Below are 18,643 nucleotides of genomic sequence, written 5' to 3'. Positions count from 1 at the left end.
AATCTTCTCTCGGTCTCGATGGGGGGAGCGACTACCAGCGGTAGTGCGCGAAGGCCTTGTTGGACTCGGCCATCTTGTGCGTGTCCTCACGCTTCTTGACCGAGGCGCCGAGACCGTTGGAGGCGTCGAGCAGCTCGTTCATGAGGCGTTCGGTCATGGTCTTCTCACGACGGGCGCGGGAGTAACCCACGACCCAGCGCAGAGCGAGGGTGGCGGCGCGACCGGGCTTGACCTCGATCGGCACCTGGTAGGTGGCGCCACCGACACGGCGGGACTTGACCTCGAGCGTGGGCTTGACGTTCTCAAGCGCGCGCTTCAGCGTGATGACCGGGTCGTTGCCGGTCTTCTCGCGGAGGCCTTCCATGGCGCCGTACACGATCCGTTCGGCAGTGGAACGCTTGCCGTTGAGCAGGATCTTGTTGATCAGCGAGGTGACAAGAGGAGAACCGTAGACCGGGTCGATGATGACCGGGCGCTTCGGGGCGGGGCCCTTACGAGGCATTCTTACTTCTCCTTCTTGGCGCCGTAGCGGCTGCGGGCCTGCTTGCGGTTCTTGACGCCCTGGGTGTCCAGGGAACCGCGGATGATCTTGTAGCGAACACCCGGCAGGTCCTTCACACGGCCACCACGCACGAGCACGATGGAGTGCTCCTGCAGGTTGTGTCCCTCACCCGGAATGTAGGCCGTGACCTCGATGCCGGAGGTCAGACGCACACGCGCGACCTTACGGAGGGCCGAGTTCGGCTTCTTCGGGGTGGTCGTGAACACACGCGTGCAGACGCCACGACGCTGAGGGGAACCCTCAAGGGCGGGCGTCTTGTTCTTCTCGACCTTGTCCTGCCGGCCCTTCCGGACCAGCTGCTGGATCGTAGGCACTACTTCTCCGGTTTCTGTGTGCCGTTCGTGAAACTAACCTGGAACACCCACCGACCCACGCGGTCGGGTGTGTCGAATGCTGCATGACCCCGCTGAAAGCGAGGAGGGCGCAGATTGCGGTGGCCGGTACTCGAGCCCCTCGGCGGTTGCAGACACGCACAGGAGCCCAGGCACACCCCAGGCACAAGGTCTGAGCGTACCTACCTCATCGACTCCGGTCAAAACAAATGCCGCGCACCCGACACGCCGGGGGCGGTGGCGGGGGGCCGGATCGGATCGAGCCAGGTCATCGCCCGGCCGTCGCCCGCCCACAGCCCGGTCAGATCGAACGTCTCAGCGAGCATACGAGTGCGCGCGACAGGAAAACGTATAAGACGAAGACGGGGCGGGGTGGGGCGGGAGACAGTATGACAGTGGGAGCCGACTTACCGAGATCGACGACCTGTAGGGGCTGCGCCGCGCCTGTCGCGGACATCCCGGCCCCGGTGCATGCCTATATGTCCGCCGCACCCGGCTGCTGGCAGGAGTTCTCCCTGCTGACCGCCGAGCTCGCGGATCCGGGAGTGCTGCGCCTGGCCACCGACTGTTACGCCGCGCAGCATCCGTACGGCGGCGAGCGGGAGAGACGCCAGCGCCAGTCGGTGGCGGTGCATCTGACCGCCCTCTGTCTGCACCTGGAGCACGGTCTCTCCGAGGACCGGATGCGGCGGCTGCTCAACGGCATCAGCCGCGAGGTGCTGCCCCGGCTGGGCAGGGACGACTGGCCCGTGCTGGAGCCCCCCGCCGGTCCGGCCGGGCTGGGCTCGGTGACCGTCCTGGACGTACGGCACGCCCCCTCCGAGGAGCGCGCCGCCGCGACCGCCCGCTGGGCGTCCTCCGTATGGCGGGCCTGGTCCGGCTCGCACCGGACGGTGGAGGGCTGGGCCCGGATCATGCTCGCGGAGGGGCGACCCCGCATGTGACGGAGGCAGCCACGTGACGAGGACGAACGCATGACGAGGGCGAACGCATGACGGAGACGACGGACAGCCGGCCCGGCGAGATGGGCTGTGAACGCTGTCGTGCGCCCTACCTGGAGCTCCTGGCAGCCTCGTACAACGACGCGGACCGGCAGCCGCTGCACCAGCTTCTGGTGGACAGCTGTGTCGCCCAGCACCCGGGCGGCGGCGACCCCCGCTCGGTGCGACGGCTGTCGATATGCCTGATGACGCTGTGCATGGTCGTGGAGAGCGACGCCGATCCCCGGCTCGGCCCACGGCTGCACCGCCGCATGGTGGCGTACGGGGGCTTCCGCCCGCTGGAGCCGCAGCCGTCCGCGAAGAGCCTGCACTCCCGGCTGTCGGCCGCCGACGTGGTGGCCGCCGGGGACACCCGGGAGTACGGCGAGCTGCTCACGGCGTGGGGCTCGGAGATGTGGGACGCCTGGTCCGACCACCACGCGCGGATACGCGAATGGATCGACCGGGCCCTCAACTAAGACCGGCCGTGAGGCTTCTACGCCCGCCCACGGCCGAAGGGCGGCCACCCCGTGGGGTGACCGCCCTTCAGTCGAATCAGCGACCGGCGACCCGCTCACCGAAACCGGTGAGCGAGGAACCGGCACCCGCTCACTGGTTGTACGGACCGTAGTCGTAGTCCTCCAGCGGAACGGCCTGGCCGGAGCCCGTGCCGAACGGCGAGTAGTCGATGTCGTCGTAGCCGACGGCCGAGTACATCGCGGCCTTGGCCTCCTCGGTCGGCTCGACCCGGATGTTGCGGTAACGGGACAGGCCCGTACCGGCCGGGATGAGCTTACCGATGATGACGTTCTCCTTGAGGCCGATCAGGGAGTCCGACTTGGCGTTGATCGCCGCGTCGGTGAGGACCCTGGTCGTCTCCTGGAAGGACGCCGCCGACAGCCACGACTCGGTGGCCAGCGAGGCCTTGGTGATACCCATCAGCTGCGGACGGCCGGAGGCCGGCTGGCGGCTTTCCTGGACCACACGACGGTTCTCGTTCTCGAACTTCGAACGCTCCACCAGCTCGCCCGGCAGCAGCTCCGCGTCGCCGGACTCGATGATCGTCACACGGCGCAGCATCTGCCGGATGATGATCTCGATGTGCTTGTCGTGGATCGACACACCCTGCGAGTTGTAGACCTTCTGGACCTCGCCGACCAGGTGGACCTGGACCGCGCGCTGACCGAGGATCCGCAGCACGTCGTGCGGGTTGGTGGCACCGACGGTGAGCTTCTGGCCCACCTCGACCCGGTCGCCCTCGCCCACGAGCAGACGGGCACGCTTCGAGATCGGGAACGGCGTCTCGTCGCTGCCGTCGTCCGGGGTGACGACGAGCTTCTTGGTCTTCTCGGTCTCCTCGATACGGACGCGGCCTGCCGCCTCCGAGATCGGGGCGACACCCTTGGGCGTACGGGCCTCGAAGAGCTCGACGACACGGGGCAGACCCTGGGTGATGTCGTCACCGGCCACACCACCGGTGTGGAAGGTACGCATCGTCAGCTGGGTACCGGGCTCACCGATGGACTGGGCGGCGATGATGCCGACCGCCTCACCGATGTCGACCAGCTTGCCGGTGGCCAGCGAGCGGCCGTAGCAGAAGGCACAGGTACCGACCGCGGACTCGCAGGTCAGGACCGAGCGGGTCTTGACCTCCTCGACCCCGGCGGCCACGACGGCGTCGATCAGGACATCGCCCAGGTCGACATTTGCCGGCGCGATGACCTTGCCGTCGACGACGACGTCCTCGGCGAGCATCCGCGCGTACACGGACGTCTCGACGTCCTCCGCCTTGCGCAGGACACCGTCGGCGCCGCGCTCGGCGATCCGCAGCTTCAGACCGCGCTCGGTGCCGCAGTCCTCCTCGCGGATGATCACGTCCTGCGAGACGTCCACCAGACGACGGGTCAGGTAACCCGAGTCGGCGGTACGCAGGGCGGTGTCGGCCAGACCCTTACGGGCACCGTGCGTGGAGATGAAGTACTCCAGCACGGACAGGCCTTCACGGAAGGACGCCTTGATGGGACGCGGGATCGTCTCGTTCTTGGCGTTGGACACCAGACCACGCATACCGGCGATCTGACGCATCTGCATCATGTTTCCACGAGCACCCGAGTTCACCATCATGAAGATGGGGTTGGTCTTCGGGAAGTTCGCGTTCATCGCCTCGGCGACCTCGTTGGTCGCCTTGGTCCAGATCGCGATGAGCTCCTGGGTGCGCTCGTCCTTGGTGATCAGACCGCGCTCGTACTGCTTCTGGACCTTCTCGTCCTGGGCCTCGTAACCCTGGACGATCGCCTTCTTCGCCTCGGGCACGACGACATCGGAGATGGCGACGGTGACACCGGAGCGGGTCGCCCAGAAGAAGCCGGCCGCCTTCAGGTTGTCGAGCGTCGCCGCCACGATGACCTTGGGGTAGCGCTCGGCCAGGTCGTTGACGATCTCGGAGAGCTGCTTCTTGCCCACCGAGTAGTCGACGAACGGGTAGTCCTCGGGCAGCAGCTCGTTGAAGAGCGCGCGGCCCAGCGTCGTACGCAGCCGGAACGGGTCGCCCTGCTGCCACTCGACGGCGGTGCCGTCGGTGTCGACCTCGTCGGAGACCGGCGGGGTCCAGCCGCGCGGCGGGATGGTGCCCACCGGGAAGCGGATGTCGACCTTCGCCTGGAGCGACAGCTCCCGGTTGTCGAACGCCATGGTCGCCTCGGCGGTGGAGCCGAAGGACCGGCCCGCGCCCTTGACCTTGCGCTCCTCCTCGTCCGTGGTGAGGAAGAAGAGGCCGAGCACCATGTCCTGGGTGGGCATGGTGACCGGACGGCCGTCGGCCGGCTTGAGGATGTTGTTCGAGGAGAGCATCAGGATGCGCGCCTCGGCCTGCGCCTCCGCGGAGAGCGGCAGGTGGACGGCCATCTGGTCACCGTCGAAGTCCGCGTTGAACGCGGTGCAGACGAGCGGGTGGATCTGGATGGCCTTGCCCTCGACCAGCTGCGGCTCGAAGGCCTGGATGCCCAGGCGGTGCAGGGTCGGCGCACGGTTCAGCAGCACCGGGTGCTCGGCGATGACCTCTTCGAGCACGTCGTACACGACCGTACGGCCACGCTCGACCATGCGCTTCGCCGACTTGATGTTCTGCGCGTGGTTCAGGTCCACCAGGCGCTTCATCACGAACGGCTTGAAGAGCTCCAGCGCCATGGCCTTCGGCAGACCGCACTGGTGCAGCTTGAGCTGCGGGCCGACGACGATCACGGAACGGGCCGAGTAGTCGACTCGCTTGCCGAGCAGGTTCTGACGGAAACGGCCCTGCTTGCCCTTGAGCATGTCGCTCAGGGACTTCAGCGGACGGTTACCGGGACCGGTCACCGGGCGACCGCGGCGGCCGTTGTCGAACAGCGCGTCGACGGCCTCCTGGAGCATCCGCTTCTCGTTGTTCACGATGATCTCGGGGGCACCGAGGTCAAGGAGACGCTTGAGGCGGTTGTTCCGGTTGATCACACGGCGGTACAAGTCGTTCAGGTCGGAGGTCGCGAAGCGGCCACCGTCCAGCTGCACCATCGGACGCAGGTCCGGCGGGATCACCGGCACGCAGTCCAGCACCATGCCCTTGGGGCTGTTGCTGGTCTGGAGGAACGCGGAGACGACCTTGAGGCGCTTGAGCGCACGGGTCTTCTTCTGGCCCTTGCCGGTACGGATGATCTCGCGGAGGCGCTCGGCCTCCTCGTTCAGGTCGAAGGACTCCAGGCGCTTCTGCAGCGCGGCGGCGCCCATCGAACCGTCGAAGTACGTGCCGAAGCGGTCACGCAGCTCGCGGTAGAGGAGCTCGTCGCCCTCCAGGTCCTGCACCTTGAGGTTCTTGAAGCGGTTCCACACCTCGTCGAGACGGTCGATCTCGCGCTGCGCACGGTCGCGCAGCTGCTTCATCTCACGCTCGGCGCCTTCGCGCACCTTGCGGCGCACATCGGCCTTGGCGCCCTCGGCCTCCAGCTCGGCCAGGTCGGTCTCGAGCTTCTTGGCGCGGGCTTCGAGGTCGGAGTCGCGACGGTTCTCGACCTGCTGACGCTCGACGGAGACGTGCGCCTCCAGCGAGGGCAGGTCGCGCGTACGGCGCTCCTCGTCCACGAACGTGATCATGTACGCGGCGAAGTAGATGACCTTCTCAAGGTCCTTCGGCGCGAGGTCGAGCAGGTACCCCAGGCGTGACGGGACGCCCTTGAAGTACCAGATGTGGGTGACGGGCGCGGCCAGCTCAATGTGGCCCATCCGCTCACGGCGCACCTTGGCGCGCGTGACTTCCACGCCACAGCGCTCACAGATGATGCCCTTGAAGCGGACACGCTTGTACTTGCCGCAGTAGCACTCCCAGTCCCGGGTCGGACCGAAGATCTTCTCGCAGAAGAGTCCGTCCTTCTCGGGCTTGAGCGTGCGGTAGTTGATGGTCTCCGGCTTCTTCACTTCGCCGTGCGACCAGGTCCGGATGTCGTCCGCGGTGGCAAGGCCGATCCGCAGCTCGTCGAAGAAGTTGACGTCGAGCACTTGTCGTCAATCCCTCTTTCGGGGGTTCGAGCCCCTCGCGTCAGCGAGTAGATGGGGCACTTCAGCAATGGTCTGAACGGGTCCGGGGAGAGCCGGCCGGATACGGGATCCGGCCGGCGAACCCGTCAGACCTCTTCGACGCTGCTCGGCTCTCGCCGGGACAGGTCGATACCGAGCTCCTCCGCAGCGCGGAAGACATCCTCGTCCGTGTCGCGCATCTCGATGGACATACCGTCCGAGGACAGCACCTCCACGTTGAGGCAGAGCGACTGCATTTCCTTGATGAGGACCTTGAAGGACTCGGGAATGCCGGGCTCGGGGATGTTCTCGCCCTTGACGATGGCCTCGTAGACCTTCACGCGGCCGGTCACGTCGTCGGACTTGATCGTCAGCAGTTCCTGGAGGGCGTACGCGGCGCCATAAGCCTCCAGCGCCCACACCTCCATCTCGCCGAAGCGCTGACCACCGAACTGCGCCTTACCACCCAGCGGCTGCTGGGTGATCATCGAGTACGGGCCGGTCGACCGCGCGTGCAGCTTGTCGTCGACCAGGTGGTGGAGCTTGAGGATGTACATGTACCCGATCGAGATCGGGTCCGGGAACGGCTCACCGGAGCGGCCGTCGAACAGGTTCGCCTTGCCGGACGGCTGCACCATCCGGTTGCCGTCGCGGTTCGGGATCGTGGACTCGAAGAGACCGGAGATCTCGTCCTCACGGGCACCGTCGAAGACCGGGGTGGCGACGTTGGTGCCGGAGGCGACCTCGTCGGCGCCGATGACCTTCAGGCGCTCCATCCACTCCTCGCTGCCCTCGACCTTCCAGCCCTGGCTGGCGAGCCAGCCGAGGTGGATCTCGAGGACCTGTCCCGGGTTCATTCGGGACGGGACACCCAGCGGGTTGAGGATGATGTCGACCGGGGTGCCGTCCTCCAGGAACGGCATGTCCTCGATCGGCAGGATCTTCGAGATGACGCCCTTGTTGCCGTGACGGCCGGCGAGCTTGTCACCATCGGTGATCTTGCGCTTCTGCGCGACGTACACGCGAACCAGCTGGTTCACGCCCGGCGGCAGCTCGTCGCCCTCCTCCCGGTCGAAGACGCGCACACCGATGACCTTGCCGGTCTCGCCGTGCGGCACCTTCAGCGAGGTGTCACGGACCTCACGGGCCTTCTCACCGAAGATCGCGCGGAGCAGACGCTCCTCCGGGGTCAGCTCGGTCTCACCCTTGGGCGTGACCTTGCCGACCAGGATGTCTCCGGCGACGACCTCGGCACCGATACGGATGATGCCGCGCTCGTCGAGGTCCGCGAGGACCTCTTCGGAGACGTTCGGGATGTCCCGGGTGATCTCCTCGGGGCCGAGCTTGGTGTCACGGGCGTCGACCTCGTGCTCCTCGATGTGGATCGAGGAGAGGACGTCGTCCTGCACCAGCCGCTGGCTGAGGATGATCGCGTCTTCGTAGTTGTGGCCCTCCCACGGCATGAACGCCACGAGAAGGTTCTTGCCGAGCGCCATCTCACCCTGCTGGGTGGCGGGACCGTCGGCGAGGACCTGGCTCTCGATGACCCGGTCGCCCTCGTTGACGACAACCTTCTGGTTGACCGAGGTGCCCTGGTTCGAGCGGGAGAACTTGGCGATGCGGTACGTGGTGTACGTGCCGTCGTCGTTGGCGACGGTGATGTAGTCCGCGGATACCTCCTGGACCACACCTTCCTTCTCCGCCTTGATGACGTCACCGGCGTCGACCGCGCAGCGGTACTCCATGCCGGTGCCGACGAGCGGCGCCTCGGACGTGATCAGCGGCACGGCCTGACGCATCATGTTCGCGCCCATGAGGGCACGGTTGGCGTCGTCGTGCTCCAGGAACGGGATCATGGCGGTCGCGACCGACACCATCTGGCGCGGCGAGACGTCCATGTAGTCGACGTCGTCGCCCGGGATGTAGTCGATCTCGCCACCACGGCGGCGGACCAGTACGCGGGACTCCTCGAAACGCATCTCCTCGGAGAGCGTCGCGTTGGCCTGCGCGATGACGAAGCGGTCCTCTTCGTCGGCGGTCAGGTAGTCGACGTCGTCGGTGACGACACCCTCGATGACCTTGCGGTACGGGGTCTCGATGAAGCCGAACGCGTTGACCCGGCCGTAGGAGGCCAGCGAGCCGATCAGACCGATGTTCGGGCCTTCCGGCGTCTCGATCGGACACATGCGGCCGTAGTGCGACGGGTGCACGTCACGGACCTCGAAGCCGGCCCGCTCACGGGAGAGACCACCCGGGCCGAGGGCGTTGAGACGACGCTTGTGCGTCAGGCCCGACAGCGGGTTGTTCTGGTCCATGAACTGGGACAGCTGGCTGGTACCGAAGAACTCCTTGATGGAGGCGACGACCGGCCGGATGTTGATCAGGGTCTGCGGCGTGATCGCCTCGACGTCCTGGGTGGTCATGCGCTCGCGCACGACGCGCTCCATACGGGCGAGACCCGTACGGACCTGGTTCTGGATCAGCTCACCGACGTTACGGATACGACGGTTGCCGAAGTGGTCGATGTCATCGGTCTCGACCATGATCGAACGACCGGACTCGCCGACCGTCTCGGTCTCACCGGCGTGCAGCTTCACCAGGTACTTGATGGTCGCGATGACATCGTCGGTGGTGAGCACACCGGCGTCCAGCGGCTCTTCCGCGCCGAGCTTCTTGTTCACCTTGTAGCGGCCGACCTTCGCGAGGTCGTAGCGCTTCGGGTTGAAGTAGAGGTTCTCGAGCAGCGTCTGAGCCGCCTCGCGCGTCGGGGGCTCGCCCGGACGCAGCTTGCGGTAGATGTCGAGGAGCGCGTCGTCCTGGCCCTGGGTGTGGTCCTTCTCCAGGGTGGCGCGCATGGACTCGTACTCGCCGAACTCCTCCAGGATCTGCTCGGTCGTCCAACCGAGAGCCTTGAGAAGGACGGTCACGGACTGCTTGCGCTTCCGGTCGATGCGGACACCGACCATGTCGCGCTTGTCGATCTCCATCTCCAGCCAGGCACCCCGGGATGGGATGATCTTGGCGGAGAAGATGTCCTTGTCGGACGTCTTGTCGATCGAGGAGTCGAAGTACACACCCGGCGAACGGACCAGCTGGGACACCACGACACGCTCGGTGCCGTTGATGACGAAGGTGCCCTTGTTGGTCATGAGCGGGAAGTCGCCCATGAAGACCGTCTGAGACTTGATCTCGCCGGTCTCGTTGTTGGTGAACTCGGCGGTGACGAAGAGCGGGGCGGCGAACGTGAAGTCGCGCTCCTTGCACTCGTCGATGGAGTTCTTGGAAGGCTCGAAGCGGTGATCGCGGAAGGTCAGCGACATCGACCCGGAGAAGTCCTCGATCGGGGAGATCTCCTCGAAGATCTCCTCCAGACCGGACTTCCTGGGGACGTCCTGCCCGTTCTCGAGAGCCGCCTCTACACGAGCCTTCCAAGCGGCGTTGCCGAGCAGCCAGTCAAAGCTCTCGGTCTGCAGCGCCAGGAGGTTCGGAACCTCGAGGGGCTCCTTGATCTTTGCAAAGGAGATGCGCAGCGGGGCGGTGCTGGCGCCGTTGTTCGTATTCGTGGTCGAGGCGTTGCGCGAGGCGGCCAAGAGGGGGTCCTTCCGAGGGCTCGGACTCACTACGCGCGTACCGGTCCCAAGCGGGGCACGGAGAGGGAAAGCCCAGATCAGGGCCGTTCACTCACCGGTGCTCTTGCGAGGGGGTGCCCCTGGTGACGGGCAGGGAGCAGCTAACAGGCAGCGCAAAGGGTCAGTGTAGCCACTTGGCTCACTGATGTCCAGAGCGGGTTTCCCGACACCCTCGTTTTTCTCAACACCCTTGTCTCAACTGCGGCAAAACCTCGCGCCACTGGGCGCACATCGATACTGCCCTCTTCGCCGTCGATCCATGCCTCGGATCCGGATCGATTGTGACGACGCGTCCTGAGAATTGCGCGCTGCGTGCGGTTCGTCAAGGCCCCCCACCCCATGTGGAAAGTCACGAGGCGGTACGGAGGCACGGCGATGATCACGATACTCGCCACGAGCCGAAGAGCAAGGCACCCCCCACGGGAGCACGGAAGGGCGACCACCCGACTGGGTGATCGCCCTTCGCGTCAACGCTGCGCCTCACGGCGCCGAGACTGCCTCCGCACGCCTACCGGCGCGCGGCTGCGGACTCGAACGAGGTCACTTGACCTCGACGGAGGCGCCGGCGCCCTTGAGGGACTCGGCGGCCTTCTCGGCGGCTTCCTTGGCGACCTTCTCGAGGACGGGCTTCGGGGCGCCGTCCACGAGGTCCTTGGCCTCCTTGAGGCCCAGGGAGGTCAGCTCACGCACGACCTTGATGACCTGGATCTTCTTGTCGCCGGCACCCGTGAGGATGACGTCGAACTCGTCCTGCTCGGCCTCGGCCTCGGCCGGGGCACCGGGGACACCGGCGACCGGGGCGGCAACCGCGGCGGCGGCGGTGACGTCGAACTTCTCCTCGAACGCCTTCACGAACCCGGAGAGCTCGAGGAGGGTCATGTCCTCGAACTGCGCGAGCAGGTCTTCCTGGCTGAGCTTCGCCATGATGGCGGTCCTTCCACTATTCGGCTGGTGCCGTATGTACAGTTCCGCGGGCGTACCGGCCCGCTGTGACCGAACGAGCGTGATTACTCGGAGTCGGCCTCGACGGGAGCCGGCGTACCGGCACCGCCCTGCTCTTCCTTCTTGGCACGAAGCGCTTCCGCGGTGCGGACGAACTTCGACGGAAGCGCCTGGAAGAGCGAGGCAGCCTGCGACTGCTTGCCCTTCATGGCACCGGCCAGCTTGGAGAGCAGAACCTCACGGGACTCGAGGTCCGCAAGCTTCTTGATCTCATCAGCGCTCAGCGCCTTACCGTCAAGGACACCGCCCTTGATGATGAGATTGGGGTTGTCCTTGGCGAAGTCACGAAGACCCTTCGCCGACTCCACCGGGTCACCGGTGACGAAGGCAACCGCCGTCGGACCCGAGAACAGGTCGTCCAGCTGGTTGATCCCGGCCTCGTTGGCCGCGATCTTGGTCAGCGTGTTCTTCACCACGGCGTACTGGGCGTTCTCACCGAGAGAACGACGCAGCTCCTTGAGCTGCGCCACGGTGAGACCCCGGTACTCGGTCAGCACAGCGGCGTTCGAGCTGCGGAACTGGTCCGTCAGCTCGGCTACCGCGGCAGCCTTGTCGGGCCTTGCCATGAGCGTCGGCCTCCTTCCGGGTGATGAGGACCGCTCAGAAGGGGCTGGGCAAAACGAAACGCCCCGGCGCAGGCGCACGGGGCGTAGCTCGACCGAATGGAATCCGGGAGCTGTCCACAGTCACCTACGCGGGTCGTCCGCAGCTAGCGGATCCTTCGGCCGCCGTACCCTCTTACGAGCACACGGCAACGACCAGCGGTCTTTGGCTTCTGGGGAAGAGTACGTGACCGAGTCTCCGGCAGGCAAATCGGGCTGCCGGAACAGGTTTAGGGTCCTTGCCGGACCCCTCAGCGCCCGCTCGCGGCACCCGCGCCCGTACCGGTTCCGAGCTCACTCAGCAGCTCGGCGACATCGAAGGTTTCACCGGCCGGCGGAGCCTGGACCTGTGTCTTCGCTCCGAAGTCCGAGTAGTGCGCGGAGACTTTGGCCGTGCCCTGAGAGGTCTTCGTACCGACGTCCATCCTCACCGGGTAGTCGTCCTCGTTGACCCAGACCTCGGTGTCGTACCCCTTCATGCCGGACTTCTTCATCGTGTCGACGAGGGCCTCACGGCCCTTCGCGCCGAGCACACCGAGCGAGCCGTCGGACTTCATCAGCTCGTCCAGGGTGAGCGTGCCCTTGTAGTGCTCGGCCTGGACTCCGTCGACCTTCTCCGCGCCGACGTGCTTCAGATTCGGCGAGTCGAGCAGCAGGGCGAGCTGCTGGGCCGGGTCCAGGTTCACGTTCTTCAGGCCGCCCGCGAGCTGCTTGCCGAGCGCCGCGTCCCCGGAGTCATCGGCCGGGGCGCCCATGTCGAGCTTCAGCCAGCTCTTGCCCTTCATGCCCTTGGCCGCGGCGCCCAGGTCCATGTACATGGCGTTGTCGAGCCACACCATACGGATCTCGTCCGGGGCGTCGGAGGCGGCCGCCAGGGCCGCTCCGTTCATGGTCATGTCCATCACGGTGGGGTCCCACCCCATGACGCCGGACATCTCCATGTCGCCGCCCACGCCCACGGACGTCGGCATCGACACCGTCATCCGGACCTTGGCCGACTTCGCCGCCGAGGTCTTCTCGTAGGCCGCGGTGACGGCATCCGTGGCACCGGACCGGGACCGGGCCGTCCCTGAGCCCGAAGTCCCCTCTTCGGAGCCACCGTCACCCTGGCAGCCCGCGACACCGGCCAAGGCCGCCACGGCCGTCAGTGAGACGCCCCCACGCGCCCATCCGGACATACGCATGTCCCACCACCCCTTGGTTGTGAGTCAACTCCCCTGCACCGTAACGCACGGCTCCGACACCGCCACGTACGAAAGCCGGTCCCCGCACCTCCGGAGAGGGGCGGGGACCGGCTTTCGTACGCGTGTGACCCGCGACTGCCGTCAGTGTCAGACGGCGGCCGGGTCCTCCTCTACGAGGAGGTTGCGGGTGCGGTTGGCGTCCAGCGGGATGCCGGGGCCCATCGTCGTGGCCAGGGTGGCCTTCTTGATGTAGCGGCCCTTGGCGGCGGACGGCTTCAGACGGAGGACTTCCTCCAGCGCCGCGGCGTAGTTCTCGACCAGCTTCGTCTCGTCGAAGGAGACCTTGCCGATGATGAAGTGCAGGTTCGAGTGCTTGTCGACGCGGAACTCGATCTTGCCGCCCTTGATGTCGTTCACGGCCTTGGTGACATCAGGGGTGACCGTGCCGGTCTTCGGGTTCGGCATCAGACCACGCGGGCCGAGGACGCGGCCGAGGCGGCCGACCTTGCCCATGAGGTCCGGGGTGGCGACGACGGCGTCGAAGTCCAGACGGCCCTTCGAAACCTCGTCGATGAGCTCGTCGGCGCCGACGATGTCGGCGCCCGCGGCACGCGCGGCCTCGGCACGGTCACCGGTCGCGAAGACCAGGACCCGGGCGGTCTTGCCGGTGCCGTGCGGAAGGTTCACGGTGCCACGGACCATCTGGTCGGCCTTGCGCGGGTCGACACCCAGACGCATGGCTACCTCGACGGTGCCGTCGAACTTGGAGGTGGTGGTGTCCTTGGCGAGACGGACGGCCTCGAGCGGGGCGTAGTTGCGCTCCCGGTCGATCTTGGCTTCCGCGCCGCGGAGTGCCTTGCTGCGCTTCACTTCTTCTCCTGGTGTTTCTTCAGTGTGGAGTTCGTGGTCCGGGCCGCGCATGGCCCTGCCACTGGGGACTTGCCCGGCTGGGTCAGCCCTCGACCGTGATGCCCATGGAACGGGCGGTACCGGCGATGATCTTCTCGGCGGTTTCCAGGCTGTTCGCGTTCAGGTCGGGCATCTTGGTCGTGGCGATGTCACGCACCTGGTCGCGGGTGAGCTTCGCGACCTTCTTGACGTGCGGCTCGCCGGAGCCCTTGTCCACACCCGCGGCCTTGAGGATCAGCTTGGCGGCCGGCGGAGTCTTGGTGATGAAGGTGAAGGAACGGTCCTCGTAGACCGTGATCTCCACCGGCACGACCATGCCACGCTGCGACTCGGTCGCGGCGTTGTAGGCCTTGCAGAACTCCATGATGTTGACGCCGTGCTGACCCAGCGCGGGGCCGACCGGCGGTGCCGGGTTGGCCGCGCCGGCCTGGATCTGGAGCTTGATAAGCCCCGTGACCTTCTTCTTCTTGGGAGGCATTGCTCTCTCCGGGTCCTAGTGAGAGTTTTCAGCCAGCCATCCGGCCATCCGGATGGAGGCATACCGCACAACGATAACGGGTATAGCTGCACGGCCAAAAACCGACAGGTCAGACAGCTGTGGGAGCCTGCCTGACCTGTCGGAAGCTGCTGTTCAGAAGGGCGCTGGTGCCGCGAGCGGCACTGGCTCAGTTCTTCTGGATCTGGTCGAAGCTCAGCTCGACCGGGGTCTCGCGGCCGAAGATCTCGACCAGGCCCTTGACCTTCTTCGAGTCGGCGTTGATCTCGTTGATGGTCGCCTGGAGCGTGGCGAACGGGCCATCGGTGACGGTGACCGAGTCGCCGACCTCGAAGTCCAGCACCTGGACCTCGACCTTGCGGGACGGAGCCGGCTTGCCCTCGGCCTCGGCGGCCTCACGGGCGGCCTTCTCCTCGGCCTCCGGGGCGAGCATCTTGACGATCTCGTCCAGGGTCAGCGGGTACGGGTCGTAGGCGTTGCCCACGAAGCCGGTGACACCGGGGGTGTTCCGGACGACGCCCCAGGACTCGTTCGTCAGATCCATGCGCACCAGGACGTATCCCGGCAGCTTGTTCTGGCGAACGTTCTTGCGCTCGCCGTTCTTGATCTGGACGATCTCTTCCTCGGGGACCTCGGCCTGGTAGATGAACTCCTCGACGTTCAGCGAGACGGCACGCTGCTCCAGGTTGGCCTTCACGCGCTTCTCGTAGCCCGCGTAGGTGTGGATGACGTACCACTCGCCGGGCAGACCGCGGAGTTCCTCACGGAGGGCGACGATCGGGTCGGCCGGAGCCTCGGGCTCGGCGGCCTCGTCCTCGACGGCGTCCTCGTCGTCGGCGTCTTCCGACGACTCCGCTTCGTCGGACGCCTCGGCGTCCTCGTCCTCGACGTGCACAGCGGCCTCTTCGGCGGACTCGCCGGCGGCGACGTCAGCGGCTTCGGCCTGGTCTGGCTCGACAGCGTCCGCCGCCTCGACGATGTCGGTCTCGTCCTTCGTGGACTCCACCGACTCGCTGGCGTCGTTCAGTTTCGGGTCAGACACGGTGGCTGCTTCTTCCTGGCTCAATGGGTGGAACACGCGAAAGGGGCGCCGCGTGGGCGCCCTCCGCGGGATCAGCCGAAGACGTACTTGATTGCTTGCTGGAAGCCATAGTCAATCACGGTCACCAGACCGATCATGATGACTACGAAGACAATCACCACGGTGGTGTACGTGGTCAGCTGGTTGCGAGTCGGCCAGACGACCTTGCGCAGCTCGGCGACGATCTGACGGTAGAAGAGCGCGAGACGGCCCAGCGGGCCCTTCTTGCCGCGCTTGCCGCCCTTACGGGGCTTCTTCGACTCCGCGGATTCGTCGTCGGCATCAGGCTTGTCGATGGAGCCCACGGCGTCCGTCACGCTCTCTCACCTGATTCCGGGTCGTGGCCGTGCCGCGCCCGGGGGAGCCGCACGGCGATGCATTGAAACGTACGTACATGCGCACACATCCTGGCGGAAGGTGTGTGTAGCAGGGCCGGAGGGACTTGAACCCCCAACCGCTGGTTTTGGAGACCAGTGCTCTACCAATTGAGCTACGACCCTTTGCGTTCCCCTCAACCTACCGCATCCGACCGGACGCACGGTGTACGCGGTGCGGACCTGGCTGCTGAGGGCCAACGACCAGTGAGTGTACGTGCTCCCGGCCCCTGCGTCGAACAGCTTCCTCCGACACGGCTCCCCGGATCGCACGCACGGTCCAGCTGTTCATATGTCCATCCGTCCATACGCTCGCGTGTCCCTCTCTCATCCGCTTTCCGTCCGCGGAGGGAGCACCCTCCGCGGGTCCGCAGAGCGAGCACCCTCTTTCTAGTCCGCAGAGCGAGCACCTTTTCTCTTCAGTCCGCAGGGCGAGTTCTCTTCTGTCCGCAGGGCGAGCACCTTTTTCTCTTCTGTCCGCAGAGCGAGCACCCTCTTTTTGTCCGCAGAGCGAAACTTGTGTGTCGCGGAAGTTTCAGGTCTGGGACCATGGGCCTCATGAGCGCTGCAACCCCTCCGACCGAGCGCCGGGTCTCCGCCCGCATCGGCGCGATCTCCGAGTCCGCGACCCTCGCCGTGGACGCCAAGGCCAAGGCCCTCAAGGCCACCGGGCGTCCGGTCATCGGCTTCGGCGCCGGCGAGCCCGACTTCCCGACCCCCGACTACATCGTCGAGGCCGCTGTCGAGGCCTGCCGCAACCCCAAGTACCACCGCTACACGCCGGCCGGCGGGCTCCCCGAGCTCAAGGTCGCCATCGTCGCGAAGACGCTGCGTGACTCCGGTTACGAGATCGACCCCTCCCAGGTCCTGGTGACCAACGGCGGCAAGCAGGCGATCTACGAAGCGTTCGCGGCCATCCTGGATCCGGGCGACGAGGTCATCGTCCCGGCTCCGTACTGGACCACGTACCCCGAGTCGATCCGGCTGGCCGGCGGTGTCCCGGTAGAGGTCGTGGCCGACGAGACCACCGGCTACCGCGTCTCCGTCGAGCAGTTGGAGGCGGCCCGCACGGAGCGTACGAAGGTCGTGCTCTTCGTCTCACCGTCCAACCCGACGGGCGCCGTCTACAGCGAGGCCGACACCGAGGCCATCGGCCGCTGGGCCGTCGAGCACGGCCTGTGGGTGATGACGGACGAGATCTACGAGCACCTCGTCTACGGCGACGCCACCTTCACCTCGCTGCCCGCCGTCGTGCCCGAGCTGCGCGACAAGTGCATCGTGGTCAACGGTGTGGCCAAGACCTATGCGATGACCGGCTGGCGCGTGGGGTGGATCGTCGGCCCGAAGGACGTCGTCAAGGCCGCGACCAACCTCCAGTCGCACGCCACGTCCAACGTCTCCAACGTCGCCCAGGCCGCGGCGATCGCGGCCGTCTCCGGCGACCTCGACGCCGTCGCCGCGATGCGGTCGGCGTTCGACCGGCGCCGTCAGACCATCGTGCGGATGCTGAACGAGATCGACGGCGTCCTGTGCCCGGAGCCGGAGGGCGCCTTCTACGCGTACCCCTCGGTGAAGGCACTGCTGGGCAAGGAGATCCGCGGCAAGCGCCCGGAGACGTCGGTCGAGCTGGCCGCGCTGATCCTGGACGAGGCCGAGGTCGCGGTCGTCCCGGGTGAGGCGTTCGGCACACCCGGCTATCTGCGGCTGTCGTACGCGCTCGGCGACGAGGACTTGGCCGAGGGCATCACGCGGCTCCAGAAGCTGCTGGCCGAGGCCAAGAACTGACGTTCTGCTTCGGCTCCTCCGCTCCGGAAAGCGGGCTCCCGGCCACGGCCTGGGGCCCGCTTTTCTGTTCGGGCAAGATCTCGATCGGGGAAAGTGGCTGCCGGTCCGCGTTTCCGTGCGGCAGGATCTACCAATGGAGAGCACCACCCGACCTCGCGACCTCAGCCTGCTGCCCAAGGCTCATCTGCATCTGCATTTCACCGGCTCGATGCGGCCCACGACCCTGCTGGAACTCGCCGAGAAGTACGGCGTCCATCTGCCCGACGCCCTGACCGGCGGCGAACCGCCCAAGCTGCGCGCCACCGACGAGCGCGGCTGGTTCCGTTTCCAGCGGCTCTACGACATCGCCCGGTCCTGCCTCCGTGCCCCGGAGGACATCCAGCGGCTGGTGCGCGAGGCCGCCGAGGAGGACGTACGGGACGGCTCGGGCTGGCTGGAGATCCAGGTCGACCCCACGTCGTACGCCCCCCATCTCGGCGGACTGATCCCCGCCCTGGAGGTCATCCTGGACGCGGTGGACGCCGCGTCCAGGGAGACCGGTCTGGGGATGCGGGTGCTCGTCGCGGCCAACCGTATGAAGCATCCGCTGGACGCCAGGACCCTGGCCCGGCTCGCGGTGCGGTACGCGGACCGGGGCATCGTCGGCTTCGGTCTCTCCAACGACGAACGTCGCGGCATGGCCAGGGACTTCGACCGGGCCTTCGCGATCGCCAGGGAGGGCGGGCTGCTGGCCGCGCCGCACGGCGGCGAGCTGACCGGGCCCGCGTCCGTACGGGACTGCCTGGACGATCTGCGCGCCACCCGGATCGGGCACGGCGTCCGGGCCGCCGAGGACCCGAAGCTGCTGCGCAGGCTCGCGGAGCGCGGGGTGACGTGCGAGGTCTGCCCGGCCTCGAACGTGGCGCTGGGCGTCTACGAGAAGCCGGAGGACGTGCCGCTGCGGACGCTGTTCGACGCGGGGGTCCCGATGGCGCTGGGCGCGGACGACCCCCTGCTCTTCGGCTCGCGGCTGGCCGCGCAGTACGAACTGGCCCGCAACCACCAGGGGTTCAGCGACACCGAACTGGCGGAGCTGGCCCGGCAGTCGGTACGGGGTTCGGCGGCGCCGACGGAGGTACGCGACAGGCTGCTTGCGGGGATCGACGGCTGGTTGGCCGACTGACGG

Annotated in this window: 16 protein-coding genes and 1 tRNA gene; 4 read left to right on the top strand and 13 right to left on the bottom strand. The window is 66.8% G+C overall.

Annotated elements, in window-relative coordinates:
- Window positions 1-31: 31 nt before the first annotated feature.
- From rpsG to ACIQD6_RS00535, 3 genes are all read right to left on the bottom strand, one after another.
- Window positions 32-502 carry a 30S ribosomal protein S7 gene (gene rpsG / locus ACIQD6_RS00545; RefSeq protein WP_030742163.1) on the bottom strand — a complete coding sequence of 157 codons (471 nt, stop codon included), beginning with the start codon at window positions 500-502 and terminating at the stop codon, window positions 32-34.
- A 2-nt stretch (window positions 503-504) separates the two neighbouring features.
- The gene (gene rpsL / locus ACIQD6_RS00540; protein ID WP_003948652.1) at window positions 505-876 is read right to left on the bottom strand and encodes a 30S ribosomal protein S12; all 372 of its coding nucleotides are present in this window, start codon (window positions 874-876) and stop codon (window positions 505-507) included.
- Between the two features lie 218 nt (window positions 877-1,094).
- A complete protein-coding gene (locus ACIQD6_RS00535) occupies window positions 1,095-1,220 on the bottom strand; it encodes a hypothetical protein (protein ID WP_401876662.1) in 126 nt (41 codons plus the stop codon).
- Window positions 1,221-1,283: 63 nt separating this feature from the next.
- Between ACIQD6_RS00535 and ACIQD6_RS00530 the strand changes: the two genes are divergently transcribed.
- Entirely contained in the window at window positions 1,284-1,838 is a 555-nt protein-coding gene (locus tag ACIQD6_RS00530; protein ID WP_401876660.1) for a DUF5946 family protein, read from the top strand.
- 47 nt (window positions 1,839-1,885) lie between these two features.
- The gene (locus tag ACIQD6_RS00525; RefSeq protein ID WP_401876658.1) at window positions 1,886-2,353 is read left to right on the top strand and encodes a DUF5946 family protein; all 468 of its coding nucleotides are present in this window, start codon (window positions 1,886-1,888) and stop codon (window positions 2,351-2,353) included.
- 130 nt (window positions 2,354-2,483) lie between these two features.
- Here ACIQD6_RS00525 and ACIQD6_RS00520 read toward each other — a convergent pair whose 3' ends face one another.
- The 10 genes from ACIQD6_RS00520 to ACIQD6_RS00475 all read right to left on the bottom strand — a co-directional run bounded on the left by ACIQD6_RS00520 (window position 2,484) and on the right by ACIQD6_RS00475 (window position 15,819).
- Window positions 2,484-6,398 carry a DNA-directed RNA polymerase subunit beta' gene (locus ACIQD6_RS00520; protein ID WP_401876656.1) on the bottom strand — a complete coding sequence of 1,305 codons (3,915 nt, stop codon included), beginning with the start codon at window positions 6,396-6,398 and terminating at the stop codon, window positions 2,484-2,486.
- A gap of 125 nt (window positions 6,399-6,523) precedes the next feature.
- Window positions 6,524-10,006: a DNA-directed RNA polymerase subunit beta gene (rpoB, locus tag ACIQD6_RS00515; RefSeq protein ID WP_401876655.1), complete on the bottom strand. Its 3,483-nt coding sequence runs from the start codon at window positions 10,004-10,006 to the stop codon at window positions 6,524-6,526.
- Window positions 10,007-10,585: 579 nt separating this feature from the next.
- Window positions 10,586-10,969 (bottom strand): 50S ribosomal protein L7/L12, encoded by a 384-nt coding sequence (gene rplL, locus ACIQD6_RS00510; RefSeq protein ID WP_401876654.1) that lies wholly within the window; start codon window positions 10,967-10,969, stop codon window positions 10,586-10,588.
- Window positions 10,970-11,052: 83 nt separating this feature from the next.
- Entirely contained in the window at window positions 11,053-11,613 is a 561-nt protein-coding gene (gene rplJ, locus ACIQD6_RS00505; protein ID WP_401876653.1) for a 50S ribosomal protein L10, read from the bottom strand.
- Window positions 11,614-11,900: 287 nt separating this feature from the next.
- A complete protein-coding gene (locus tag ACIQD6_RS00500; RefSeq protein WP_401876652.1) occupies window positions 11,901-12,833 on the bottom strand; it encodes a hypothetical protein in 933 nt (310 codons plus the stop codon).
- A gap of 147 nt (window positions 12,834-12,980) precedes the next feature.
- On the bottom strand, window positions 12,981-13,703 hold the full coding sequence (rplA, locus tag ACIQD6_RS00495; RefSeq protein WP_401876651.1) for a 50S ribosomal protein L1: 723 nt from the start codon (window positions 13,701-13,703) through the stop codon (window positions 12,981-12,983).
- Between the two features lie 82 nt (window positions 13,704-13,785).
- Entirely contained in the window at window positions 13,786-14,220 is a 435-nt protein-coding gene (gene rplK, locus ACIQD6_RS00490) for a 50S ribosomal protein L11 (RefSeq protein ID WP_401876649.1), read from the bottom strand.
- 187 nt (window positions 14,221-14,407) lie between these two features.
- On the bottom strand, window positions 14,408-15,280 hold the full coding sequence (nusG, locus tag ACIQD6_RS00485; protein WP_401876647.1) for a transcription termination/antitermination protein NusG: 873 nt from the start codon (window positions 15,278-15,280) through the stop codon (window positions 14,408-14,410).
- 71 nt (window positions 15,281-15,351) lie between these two features.
- Window positions 15,352-15,636, bottom strand: coding sequence for a preprotein translocase subunit SecE (secE, locus tag ACIQD6_RS00480; protein WP_401876645.1), 285 nt, complete (start codon window positions 15,634-15,636; stop codon window positions 15,352-15,354).
- A 110-nt stretch (window positions 15,637-15,746) separates the two neighbouring features.
- Window positions 15,747-15,819: transfer RNA gene (locus tag ACIQD6_RS00475), tRNA-Trp, on the bottom strand.
- 432 nt (window positions 15,820-16,251) lie between these two features.
- On the opposite strand from ACIQD6_RS00475, the gene ACIQD6_RS00470 reads away from it, so the two are divergent.
- Window positions 16,252-17,478, top strand: a complete 1,227-nt coding sequence (locus ACIQD6_RS00470) for a pyridoxal phosphate-dependent aminotransferase (protein WP_401876643.1) — start codon at window positions 16,252-16,254, stop codon at window positions 17,476-17,478.
- A gap of 133 nt (window positions 17,479-17,611) precedes the next feature.
- Complete coding sequence (locus ACIQD6_RS00465; protein WP_401876642.1) at window positions 17,612-18,640, top strand: adenosine deaminase; 1,029 nt, start codon at window positions 17,612-17,614, stop codon at window positions 18,638-18,640.
- Window positions 18,641-18,643: the final 3 nt, after the last annotated feature.

It is taken from the genome of Streptomyces sp. NPDC088400 (assembly GCF_044753355.1).
Taxonomy (GTDB): Bacteria; Actinomycetota; Actinomycetes; order Streptomycetales; family Streptomycetaceae; genus Streptomyces.
The sequence above is the reverse complement of the archived record's forward strand: the minus strand, read 5'-3'. Positions and strand labels throughout refer to the sequence as shown.